This window comes from Bacteroidota bacterium (assembly GCA_039714315.1).
Classification (GTDB): Bacteria; Bacteroidota; Bacteroidia; order Flavobacteriales; family JADGDT01; genus JADGDT01.
Genome location: JBDLJM010000103.1, coordinates 1 through 11,325 on the forward strand (window position 1 = coordinate 1; position 11,325 = coordinate 11,325).

The following is an 11,325-nucleotide window of genomic DNA, read 5'->3' on the forward strand; positions in this document are numbered from 1 at the left end:
CATCTTTAATATCAACCATGTTTCCGTCGAAATCGAAATCAATTTCTCCATACCAGTTATCGCCTACTCTTGCTTTAATGGCAAAACGCATTCTTCTAAGTTTTAAGAGTTGACCCGGTACATCTAATCTTCCTTCCTCTAAGTTTTGTTCTTGTGTTTTACTGTGATCGTAATTATCGAAATAATGTGCTCCATCAAGGTAAATACGGTTGTCGAACCACAGTTTATAATTTCTGTCTTCAGATTCGAAAGCAATAAAGCCTTCTCTGGATTCCGAAGTCAGTTCCTGACGACTTACTTTTTGTCCGTATTGATTGAAACGTACGTTTGACATCAATTGGATGTTAATGTCACCTGTATGATCGCGTGTATTAAATTGTTTAACATCATAGTCTTCGTGAAAGAAGTTTAATGTGTAGGTGTCTCCTGTTCTCTCAATAGAGAAGGTTCCGTCTGCTGTAGATACTGCCTCAAATTTAGATCCTACAAAACGTATATCTACGTTTGGAATTGGTTCCCCTGTTTCGACATCTGTAACTTTACCCTTGTATATTTCCTGGGCAAATGTCGATCCTGATATTGTTAGCATTGCAACAAGTAACAGGAATTTGTACATGTTTTTCATAAAAAAAAATATTTAATGGTCAATAAGTGAGATTCGCAAGTTGTTTTTGGTTTAGTGCTTACACCTTACTATTCTCTTCTAGTTTAATTATTATAAAATTTATTATTTACTACTTTTAATTTTTAGCCTGGACTGTTTTGTAATCTTTATCGCCTTGGGCTGTTTTAATGTCGTTGCTTTGTGACAGTTCTATTTTTGTTTCTGTGTCCTGAACCTGCAACACGAATACGTGTTCCATAAAGAATAAAGAGAAGAAGGTTATAACTCCTGCCGCAATTGGTGTTGTAATCCATCCAATAGCAATTCCTCCCATCACATCCAGTTTTATTTCCTTTCCTCCTTTTAGTAGTCCTATGCCTAAAATTGCTCCGATAATTGCCTGTGAACTGGACACCGGCACCAATGGAATTGCAGGTAATCCTATACTTTGTACAGCATCTGAAAGTCCCTGTGATGAAAAGACGAATAACACCAATGAGTGAGCAAGTACAACTACTAATGCTGCTTCTGTTGACAAAGCAAATAGTTTATTGCCTACGGTCGACATTATCTTTTTGGAATATGTAATTATACCGATTGCGATTGATGAAGCTCCCAGTAGAAACAGCTGTTGGATTCCTGTTAATTTTAGAAATCCAAAAGTTAAATCACCGGTAGGGGCGGCATCGATAAATACACCCATAACGTTTGCAATATTGTTGGCACCCAAACTATAGGCTCCAAATGCTCCTACAATCAATAACCCCGTTCTCAAAAAAGAGTCAAGTTTTATTAAATGTATTTTAGATCTTTCTATTACAACCTTTTGAAGTTGATACAGGATTACTGCAAAGATCCCTCCTAAAATTGGAGCGAATATCCATGTGGAAACAATTTTTGTTAAAGAGTTGTGATCTGTAGGGTTCCCGGTATAGAAGTTCCAGCCAATAATTGCTCCAACAATAGCTTGAGATGTTGATACAGGCAGTCTGTATTTAGTCATAAACAATACTGTAATAGCAGCAGATAGAGCTACCGTAAAGGAACCTGCCAAGGCATTTACCTGACCTAGTTTTCCAAGTGTATGAGCTGCTCCGCTACCTTGGATTACAGCACCCATAATTACAAATATTGAAGCTATTATTGCCGCTGTTCTGAACTTTACCATTTTAGTTCCAACTGCAGAACCAAAGATATTTGCAGCATCATTGGCTCCTAACGACCATCCTAAAAACAATCCACTTGATAGAAATAATAATATCATATTTATTAGATCGTTTTTATTATTGAATTCGTTTTATCGCCATAATTGTAAGAATATCTGCTACAACTTCTGCTGCATCAGATACGTTCTCTATGTGTAAAGTGAAGTATCTTAAATGTATTTTTTGACTTTGTCGTAGGTTGGGTATTTTCTTGAATATTGATCTTTTTATTTCTAAAGCCAGTTTGTCAGTTTCTTTTTCATAAAAGTATACTCTGTGTAATCTGTCTTTTACGGCTTTTGGATCAGTGAAGTATACTCTAACAGCCGGTAGTAATTCTTCAACTGCCGATATTGATAAATCAGCCAACCTTTTGAAGTCATCGTGAATTTCTTCCGGAACAGTTGGTTCTTCAACATCGAATTGATAAAGATTCTCTTTCATCAAATCCATAATATCGTCCATCTTTTCTAACAGACGCATCAGGTCTCCCCGGTGTTCAGGAAGTAGAGAGTGCAGGTATAGTTCGTTTTCAATTTTTCTCCTGAGAGTATCTGCTTTACCTTCCTCTTTTCTTATAGATAAAAGTACATCCTGAAAGGATTTTTCCCTTTCATCGAGATAATCAACAATTCCTTTCTTGAACAGGAGTCCTCCCTGATCAATCTTGTCTATGTATTCTTCTATGTCGCGTATTACTGATTTTGAGCTTTTAAATAATGCCATATTTGTCTTGTTTTTTATATTCAAAAAACAACAATAAAGTAAGGGATTGGAAAAATTAATATTTTCCTTGAAATCAAATTTACGTTAAATTAACATTGAGTTAACCTAAGAAGGGTGTTTAATTCTGGAGATTTCTTGATGAAATTAATTGTGTTTATCAGGCTCATAAAATTGGAGTTAATTTTGTAAGTCTGAAAAGATCAGTGTTTTATGTGTTGGAATGGTGTCGCCTATGATTAATTGTGTTACCTGGGACAGGTTTTGGATCTGCTTGCAAGGTAAGGTAAGTCCTACAGAGACTTTCGTAAATCTATATGTGTATTATCTAAAGGTTAAGAGTGTTTTGCTGGCTTTGTTTTGAGTTAATTTTAATCTAAAAAAAAGATCAACTTTAAAAAAAGTTGATCTTCCATAACCATTTTTATGAGTCTATTGATTAGACATTCTGCTTTTCAATTCAGCCTTGTATGTATTGCCAATAGGGACTTGATCTTCTCCTATATGGATTCTGTTTCCTATCATTTTCTCTATTCTGGATAGAGGTATAATATAAGATTTATGAATTCTAACGAAATCTTCGTCAAGTTTATTCATAAAGTTAATCATCGTATCGGTAATTAAATACATCTTTTCAGTGGTGAATATTTTTAGATAGTTACCGTAAGCTTCTATGTATTTAATATCATCGAGCATTAATTTTAAGTTTATACCATCAACTTTTACAAAAACATAACGGGGCTTTTCACCTCCCCCATCCTGATAGTTTTTTTCTTTTGTCAACGAATCAATAACCTTGTTCACTGCCTTAAGGAATCGTGGCAGAGCTATTGGTTTTAGTAAATAATCGGAAACACCTAATTCGTAGCTTTCAATTGCATATTCAGAATATGCTGTTGTTAATATAACTTCAGGTCTTTTTGTCATAGTTTTTAGTAAATCCATACCGCTTAATTCGGGCATGTTTATATCTAAAAACATCAGATCTATTTCATTGGAATTTAGAAAATTCAAAGCTTCAATAGCATTGTCGAATTTTCCTTTTATTTCGAGGTTGGGTACGTTGTTTAAATAACTCTCAATAACACTTTGTGCTAAAGGTTCGTCGTCTACAATAATACAGGTGAATGTCATAATTTAAGATTTATTATTGTTGCGTATTTTTCTTTCTTTTCTTCAACCTTAATTTCATATCTTCCCGGAAGTAGTAGTTCTAATCTTCGCTCCACATTTTTCAGACCAAAACCACCAAAGCCCGTATTTACGGATTTGTGTTCCGGTTTTCCATTCTCAATTATCATTGTGAGGTTTTGCTTATGCGAAGATATGGAAATTTTGATATATGATTTACTTTTATCGCGATTAACTCCGTGTTTAAATGCATTTTCAATAAAAGTCATCAATATCATCGGAGGAATCCATAATGAGTATTTATCTAAATTCACTTCAAATATCAGGTTGGCTTTAGTGCCAACTCTTATTTTTTCAAGTTCAAAATATTGTTTTAGAAATTCTATTTCTTCATTTAGAGTTACCAGATTTTTCTTAGTGCTCTCGAGTTGATATCTCATCAATCCTGCTAATTGCAGAACAACTTCCGACGCTTTAGGAGAATTAGTTAGTGTTAGTGCATAGATGTTATTGAGTGTGTTGAATAAAAAATGGGGGTTTATTTGTGCTTTTAAGGAATTTAGCTCCATTTCTCTTTGGTGCAAATCAGCACTTCGTTTTTCCATCTCACCAATAATCTGTCTTTTTATTAAATTCATTGAGGCGGCAACGATGAAGAAAGGGAGGTATCTTAATAAATCATCTTTGAAGTTTTCATCTTCAAAAGTGAATGCATAGGTGGTAAGAACAAGTAAACTTATCAGGCTGAATATATATGCTATATACCTTTGTTTCAACAGAAGTTTAGGTATAAGTACAAGGTTATGGATGTAAATAGGAAGTATAATTAATAGCAGTAGTAAAACTACATTCAGCAAATTATAATTTTCTCCGAGCAAATTTCTCAGATATTCATGTAAAAATACTGTATATAGTACCAGCCAGAGGATGAAGTTGCTCCAAAAAGGGCTGTTCCAAATTGTTCTAAAAAACCTAAGCATATTATGATGTTTGAAGTTTGAAGTTTGAAAATTACAACTCCAAACTTCAAACAATTCTATTTACCTTCAAATTTAGCCAATCTTTTTTCTACAAAGGCTGATAATCCTTCTTTAAAATCACTTGTTTTGGCAGATGCAATCTGTAACTCTTCTTCTAGCAGAAGCTGCCGGTCAAAACTATTTGTGACAGATTTATTCAGGGCTTTCTTTATGTTGGCTAGTGCTATAGTGGGCATATTACTTAAATGACTTGCCAGTATCATCGCATCTTCTTCCAATTCATCGTCTGCAACAAATTTATATATCATTCCAATCCTCTCTGCTTCTGCTGCAGGTATTGGTTCTGCCAGCATCATCAGTGCTGAGGCTTTTTGCCATCCTATCAGACGTGGTAAAACATGGGTTCCTCCGGCATCGGGTATCAGTCCTATTTTTGAAAATATTTGTATAAACTGAGCTGATTCTCCTGCAATAACAATATCGCATGCCAAAGCTATATTTGCGCCGGCACCCGCAGCAACACCGTTAACTGCTGCTATTACCGGTTTTTCGAGCTCTCTGATCTTTTTTACTATCGGATTGTAATTCTCTGACAATATTGATGATAAGTCCGGACCATTCGGGTCTATCAGTTCAGCAATGTCCTGTCCGGTACTAAAAGCTTTACCATCGCCTGTAAGCAGAACCGCTCTGATTTCTTTGTTTTCCTTAGCCTTGTCGAGCTCTGATTGTAGTTCTTTAGCCAGATCTGAGTTAAAGGAATTATAAACCCTCGGGCGACTTAATGTAATTTTCTGAACTCCATCAAGGAATTCACTTTTTATAATCTCCATATTATATATTGGTTAGTAATTATTATTGGTTAACCAAATATATGGATTTTTTAAATGCTAAAACAGAGTGTAAACTTCCTCCCTCTGCCAGTTTACTTCTTCTTTCCTTATTGATTTCAGATAGTCATTTACTTTTTTGAAATGATTATTGCCAAAAAAACCTCTATGAACAGAAAATGGCGATGGATGTGCCGATTCCAAAATAAGATGCTTTTCGGAGTCTATTAAATTTGATTTTTTTTGTGCAAAAGCACCCCAAAGAACGAAAATAACATTTTCCTTTTTGTCGGAAATCAGTTTAATAACGGAGTCTGTAAATGTTTCCCATCCTTTTTTCTGATGCGATCCCGGTTGTTTTTCCCTAACGGTTAATGTTGCGTTTAACATTAATACACCCTGTTCGGCCCAATGAGATAAATCACCCGATATTGGAATTTCACCACCATATTCACTGCGGATTTCTTTAAATATGTTTTTTAGAGAAGGAGGGTGTTTTTGCCCGGAACTTACCGAGAAACATAGTCCGTTAGCCTGCCCTCTGCCATGATATGGATCCTGTCCGAGTATTACAACTTTCAAATCGTCCGGACCGCAATAATCAAATGCCGAAAAAATATGTTCCTCAGGCGGAAAGATAGTCTGGGTTCTATATTCGTTTTCCACGAATTCGATAAGTTCAGAAAAATACTCTTTTTCGAGTTCATCTTTGAGGAGATCTTTCCAGGAATCAGGTATTTTCACGTGCATTTTTAGCGATATTTTAGTCGCGGCTTCACTTATCTCCATAATGAGAATTAGTGAGGCCGTGACTCTTTAAAGTTACCGGCTAATATAAGTATTAATTTAAGGACAAGTGTAGCAGAGCGACCAATTAGATTTTACAGGGCATATTGATTTATTAAGTAATAAAACCGAACAGCAATAAAAAAAACCGCAAACTAATTTAAAAATCAGTTTGCGGTTTATTGCTTTGAGTCTATCTCTTAAAGATATTATTCTACAACCAGCAGGAAGTAATTTTTCTTACCACGCTGTAATAAAACGTATTTACCGTTTATTAAATCCTTTTGCTCTACAACAAAATCTTCTTTCACTTTCTCCTTGTTAAGAGAAATTGAGTTCTCTTTCAATGCTCTGCGGGCTTCACCTTTCGATTTTAAAAAACCGCTTACTTCCGACAATGCATCAACTATCGGAAGGCCACCATCGATATCAGCTTTAGCAACTGTTCCCTGTGGCACTCCTTCGAAAACAGAAAGGAAGTTATCTTCCGATAAGTTTTTCAAAGATTCAGAAGTAGCTTTTCCAAATAGGATCTGAGAAGCTTCTACTGCAGCATCATATTCCTCGCGGGAGTGAACCATTACGGTAACTTCTTCGGCAAGTTTCTGCTGTAAAACTCTTAAATGCGGCGCTTCGTTATGTTTTTCAACCAATTCAGAAATCTCATCTTTGTTCAACAGAGTGAAAATCTTAGCATACTTCTCGGCATCGGCATCAGATGTATTCAACCAAAACTGGAAGAATTTATACGGAGATGTTTTCTTCGGATCTAACCAGATATTTCCCGATTCAGTTTTTCCAAATTTTCCGCCATCAGCTTTTGTAATCAACGGACAAGTAATAGCGTAAGCCTTTCCGCCTGCCATTCTTCGAACCATTTCGGTACCTGTAGTTATATTGCCCCACTGATCCGATCCGCCCATCTGGATCATACAGTTTTTTTCGCGGAACAAATGAAGGAAGTCATTTCCCTGAACCAGCTGATATGTAAATTCTGTGAACGACATCCCAACTGTAGATTCAGAGCTAAGGCGTTTTTTAACAGAATCTTTGCTCATCATGTAATTCACAGTGATGTGCTTGCCGACATCGCGAATAAAGTCAAGGAATGAAAAATCTTTCATCCAATCGTAGTTATTCACCATTTCAGCTGCATTTTTTGCATCAGAATTAAAGTCCAGAAACTTTTCCATCTGAGCTTTTATTCCTGCCTGGTTAGCAGCTAAAGTTTCTTCATTTAGTAAATTGCGTTCGGCAGATTTCCCTGAAGGATCACCGATCATACCTGTGGCACCACCAACAAGCATTAAGGGCTTATGGCCTGCAACCTGAAAATGTTTCAGCATCATAATAGAAACCAAATGCCCGATGTGAAGCGAATCAGCGGTTGGATCAACGCCGACATAAGCCGTGGTCATTTCCTTGGCAAGTTGTTCCTCAGTTCCCGGCATAATGTCGTGTATCATACCACGCCACTGCAATTCTTCAACAAAATTTATCATATTATACTGTGTTATATCTTATTCCTAAATATTATTTGGGCGCTCGGGCGGGCTATCCGTTATATCTTTTTTTAGCTTACACTTCGACTCCGCTCAGTGACCGCTAAAAAAAGGATGCCACTGCTATCCCTAGCGCAATTGGATAAATACTGAAAATTAAAATTCAATTTTGAACGTGCAAAGATAGTAAAGCAAAGCTATTTAGAAAAAAGTTGAGCGCTAATCGTTCAACCATTCGAAATAATTTTCTCTGTTTATGATATTGGTTTCCGAATTGCTGTAGGCTTCTATGAAAGTGGCGGGGAATTTTACCTTTTTTCTTGTACTCCATTTAAACTCATAGGCATGCAGTTTACCGTCGTATTCCTCTATATAGTCTATCTCCTGCTGTGTATGAGTTCGCCAGAAATATTTGTTTACATCGATCTTGTTATAGTGATTGTATTTTACTCTTTCACTCACCAGATAGTTTTCCCATAGTTTTCCAACATCGTCTCTCATAGAAATCTGATTGAAATTTTTTATAATCGAATTTCTTATGCCGTTATCATAAAAGTAAATCTTCTTATTTTTCTTTATTTCATTTCGCAAATTCCTGTTCAGCGAAGGCAGTCTGAACACAATGAATGCCTTTTCCAAAAGAACGATATATCTTTCTACTGTTTCGCCACTCATTCCCGTCAGTTTCGCTAACTCATTTGTTACAACTTCACTACCCACCTGAAATGCCAGCGCTTTAAGAAGATTTTCAAGTCCGGCCGGTTTTTTTATGTTCTCTAATGTAAAAATATCCTTATAAAGATATGAGTCGGATAGGTTTGCAAGCAACTCTTCCTCTTCACCGGGAGTTGTAATTACTTCAGGATAGCTGCCGTATATAAGCCTTTGTTCGAGAAGTCTGTTTTGGTCAATCCAATTAGTGTTTTCTACAAGCTCCTGAAAGGAAAAAGGGAGAAGAGTGTGTTCGTACTTACGTCCTGTCAGCGGTTCATTAATTTCGTTGGATAAATCGAACGAAGACGACCCCGTGGCAATTACCTGTATTTCCTTAAAGTTGTCAGCAAATAGTTTTAAAACCAGACCTATGTTTATTATTCTCTGAGCTTCGTCAATTACAACTATCTTTTTATTGCCAATAATTTGTTTTAGGATAGCCACAGTTTGATTCGTAAACATTTGCCTAACATCAGATTCATCAGCATTTAGCCATATGGTTTCAGAAGTAAACTCTTTTGTCAGTCGTCTGGCTAAAACTGTTTTTCCGCTTTGACGGGGTCCCATAATAGCAATCACCTTTCCTTTGAAAAAGCGTTTTCTAATATGTATTTGTAGTTTTCTGTTAATCATTTGGCTGATTTATAGGTAAATATAATATTACAAATATATTATATTTTCAATAAAACCTGAAAAATTCAGTCAAATTATTAAGGTTAACCTGAAAAATTCAGTCAAACTATTGAGGTTAACCTGGAAAATTCAGTCAAATTAATGAGGATGATAGAAATCATTCATATATGGTAGTTCTTCTTATCAACCATTTTGAATTCAATTTGGTATTATAAAAAAAAATCCGTGAACCTGCGGCTGAATAAACTTGCCACAGATTCACGGATTAATTTTATTGCCCTGATGAGGGGCTTTGTTTATTTTATAAAAGAGATACTTAGAAGAACAATGTTATCATTCCTGTTACAACCTGTCCGCTTTCTCTGTTTAGTTCAGAACCCAGAACACTGTGAGGGATCATGTAGACAACTAATGTAGCAACTGCTGCAAATATGAATACAGTACGACTGTTTTCTTTTTTACTTCCATGCCAAAGAGCAAATGCCCAGGCTAAGAAAGCTATTAGTGTTTTATTATCTGTCAGATCGAATCCGAAAGGTACTCCTGTCCAGAATTCACCAAAGGCATATTTCTGCATTAATGGGCCAAAGATAAATCCTCCAATTACCAGAGCTATTAAAGCATATTTCCCAATTTTTTTAAATCCGTCACTATTTACAGCCGCTTTTAGTCCCGCCAGGTTTGATAGCATCATAGCAAAAAACATAAAGAAAATATGCGGAATCAAAACCCAGTCAGGAACAGGATCGCGATATCGCAAAACAATTGGAGTGTCTTTTTTCTCAAAAACACTTCCTTTATCAGTTTCAAATTCTATGTAGTACATTAATTTACCCGCAGCAGGCTGGTGAGGTAACTCGGCAATTAAGAAGTCACCGTCTCTCTTAAAATCTATCGATTGAAAAGACTCTCCTTCAATTACCGGGTAATTTTTATAATGAACTTTCCCTGATACTTTTTTATCAGATATTTCAATCTTTATTGGAGCTAAATACTCTCCGTCGTTGGAGCGTCGCAGTTTGTAACTATGTTCGGTTCCATTTAATTCAGTTTTCATCCAATCAGGATGGGTAGGACCTACCAATTTCTGATAAACAGAAGCAAAAATGGTAATTAGAATAGCTATGGACCAAAGAACATATTTGTTTTTCATATAATTCGTGTAAAGTTCGTTGTGTATGTAAAGTTTCAACAAATATATGAGAACTGAACATAAAAACACGATCTAGATCATAAATTTGATCTGGACCGCGATAGTTATAATTTATAAATCTGTAATTTTTTTTGAAATATCAGACAGGATATAGTTCTGTGCTTTTCTTCAGTTTTTCAAGGATGAATTCCGGAGTTCGGCGAACTTTATGGCTTTCACTGTCAATAAATGCACAACTTACCATGGCGTTGTTAATAATATTGCCTGAAGAATTACTAATATTAAATTGAAAGCTAATCTTTACCGAAGACAATTCTTTAATAGTGGTTGTGACTGTTAATTCGTCATCGTAAAATGCTGGTTTAATAAACTTACTTTCAAGTTTAATTACCGGCATAAAAATTCCTTTAGATTCTATTGTCGAATATGGAATACCCAACTGTCTCATTGTCTCCCAACGTGCATTCTCATAATATTTAACATAATTAGAATGGTGAACGAAGCCCATTTTGTCTGTTTCGGAGTATTTTACTCTGAATTTGTATTCGTGGGGTGTCATTACTGTTTAATGTCTGCATTGGTGATTAGATCCTTCGGCGTGGTGATGGTCGTGTGTTAAGCAGAATACTCCCGAATCAATAATACCTTCGCTTAAATATTCATTCACAACATCGGTTATATTGCCTTTACAGCCTCTTACAACTTTAATCCCCTGAGAACTAATTGAATTTACAGCTCCTCGTCCCATGTTTCCGGCAAGCATTGTGTCAATGCCCATTTCTATAAAAGTTTCTGCAATATTCGATTTACATCCGCAGGAATCTGAGGCATCAAAATCAGAGATACTCTGAATCTTATTATCATCCGAAATATTTACAATCGCGTAGCTGTTACATTTTCCGAAATGTGATTCTACGCTGTTTCCGTTTGCAGGTATAGCTATTTTCACTTTATGTAATTTTATTTCCTGCAAAGTTAAGGTACTTAGGTAGATAATAAGTATGATTGTGAACATATGTTCATAATAAAATAGCTGATATTTACCCAGCTTTAGAAGAAAAATT

General features: G+C 35.7%; 12 protein-coding genes. All 12 read right to left on the reverse strand.

Annotation, left to right across the window (positions count from 1 at the left end; genetic code table 11):
* On the reverse strand, positions 1-625 hold a 625-nt coding region (locus ABFR62_10265; GenBank protein MEN8138802.1), incomplete at its 3' end, for a carboxypeptidase-like regulatory domain-containing protein.
* 115 nt (positions 626-740) lie between these two features.
* Positions 741-1,868 (reverse strand): inorganic phosphate transporter, encoded by a 1,128-nt coding sequence (locus tag ABFR62_10270; GenBank protein MEN8138803.1) that lies wholly within the window; start codon positions 1,866-1,868, stop codon positions 741-743.
* Between the two features lie 19 nt (positions 1,869-1,887).
* Positions 1,888-2,535, reverse strand: coding sequence for a DUF47 family protein (locus tag ABFR62_10275; GenBank protein ID MEN8138804.1), 648 nt, complete (start codon positions 2,533-2,535; stop codon positions 1,888-1,890).
* 429 nt (positions 2,536-2,964) lie between these two features.
* Positions 2,965-3,666 (reverse strand): response regulator transcription factor, encoded by a 702-nt coding sequence (locus tag ABFR62_10280; GenBank protein MEN8138805.1) that lies wholly within the window; start codon positions 3,664-3,666, stop codon positions 2,965-2,967.
* Positions 3,663-4,643, reverse strand: coding sequence for a histidine kinase (locus ABFR62_10285; GenBank protein ID MEN8138806.1), 981 nt, complete (start codon positions 4,641-4,643; stop codon positions 3,663-3,665). The genes ABFR62_10280 and ABFR62_10285 overlap by 4 nt, the downstream gene beginning before the upstream one ends.
* Before the next feature lie 56 nt (positions 4,644-4,699).
* Positions 4,700-5,476, reverse strand: coding sequence for an enoyl-CoA hydratase-related protein (locus tag ABFR62_10290; GenBank protein MEN8138807.1), 777 nt, complete (start codon positions 5,474-5,476; stop codon positions 4,700-4,702).
* Positions 5,477-5,533: 57 nt separating this feature from the next.
* Positions 5,534-6,223 (reverse strand): uracil-DNA glycosylase, encoded by a 690-nt coding sequence (locus ABFR62_10295; protein ID MEN8138808.1) that lies wholly within the window; start codon positions 6,221-6,223, stop codon positions 5,534-5,536.
* Between the two features lie 245 nt (positions 6,224-6,468).
* Positions 6,469-7,761 carry a tyrosine--tRNA ligase gene (tyrS, locus tag ABFR62_10300; GenBank protein MEN8138809.1) on the reverse strand — a complete coding sequence of 431 codons (1,293 nt, stop codon included), beginning with the start codon at positions 7,759-7,761 and terminating at the stop codon, positions 6,469-6,471.
* A 219-nt stretch (positions 7,762-7,980) separates the two neighbouring features.
* A complete protein-coding gene (locus tag ABFR62_10305; GenBank protein ID MEN8138810.1) occupies positions 7,981-9,108 on the reverse strand; it encodes an ATP-binding protein in 1,128 nt (375 codons plus the stop codon).
* A gap of 316 nt (positions 9,109-9,424) precedes the next feature.
* Positions 9,425-10,261 (reverse strand): hypothetical protein, encoded by an 837-nt coding sequence (locus ABFR62_10310; protein MEN8138811.1) that lies wholly within the window; start codon positions 10,259-10,261, stop codon positions 9,425-9,427.
* A 139-nt stretch (positions 10,262-10,400) separates the two neighbouring features.
* The gene (locus ABFR62_10315) at positions 10,401-10,820 is read right to left on the reverse strand and encodes a thioesterase family protein (protein MEN8138812.1); all 420 of its coding nucleotides are present in this window, start codon (positions 10,818-10,820) and stop codon (positions 10,401-10,403) included.
* 6 nt (positions 10,821-10,826) lie between these two features.
* The coding region (locus ABFR62_10320) for a NifB/NifX family molybdenum-iron cluster-binding protein (protein ID MEN8138813.1) at positions 10,827-11,325 on the reverse strand (499 nt) is incomplete at its 5' end.

Coding starts and splice junctions, on each gene's coding strand:
- ABFR62_10270 (MEN8138803.1), bottom strand. CDS start 1,868: ATGATATTATTATTTCTATCAAGTGGATTGTTTTTAGGATGGTCGTTA.
- ABFR62_10280 (MEN8138805.1), bottom strand. CDS start 3,666: ATGACATTCACCTGTATTATTGTAGACGACGAACCTTTAGCACAAAGT.
- ABFR62_10310 (MEN8138811.1), bottom strand. CDS start 10,261: ATGAAAAACAAATATGTTCTTTGGTCCATAGCTATTCTAATTACCATT.
- ABFR62_10275 (MEN8138804.1), bottom strand. CDS start 2,535: ATGGCATTATTTAAAAGCTCAAAATCAGTAATACGCGACATAGAAGAA.
- ABFR62_10290 (MEN8138807.1), bottom strand. CDS start 5,476: ATGGAGATTATAAAAAGTGAATTCCTTGATGGAGTTCAGAAAATTACA.
- ABFR62_10305 (MEN8138810.1), bottom strand. CDS start 9,108: ATGATTAACAGAAAACTACAAATACATATTAGAAAACGCTTTTTCAAA.
- ABFR62_10315 (MEN8138812.1), bottom strand. CDS start 10,820: ATGACACCCCACGAATACAAATTCAGAGTAAAATACTCCGAAACAGAC.
- ABFR62_10285 (MEN8138806.1), bottom strand. CDS start 4,643: ATGCTTAGGTTTTTTAGAACAATTTGGAACAGCCCTTTTTGGAGCAAC.
- ABFR62_10295 (MEN8138808.1), bottom strand. CDS start 6,223: ATGCACGTGAAAATACCTGATTCCTGGAAAGATCTCCTCAAAGATGAA.
- tyrS (MEN8138809.1), bottom strand. CDS start 7,761: ATGATAAATTTTGTTGAAGAATTGCAGTGGCGTGGTATGATACACGAC.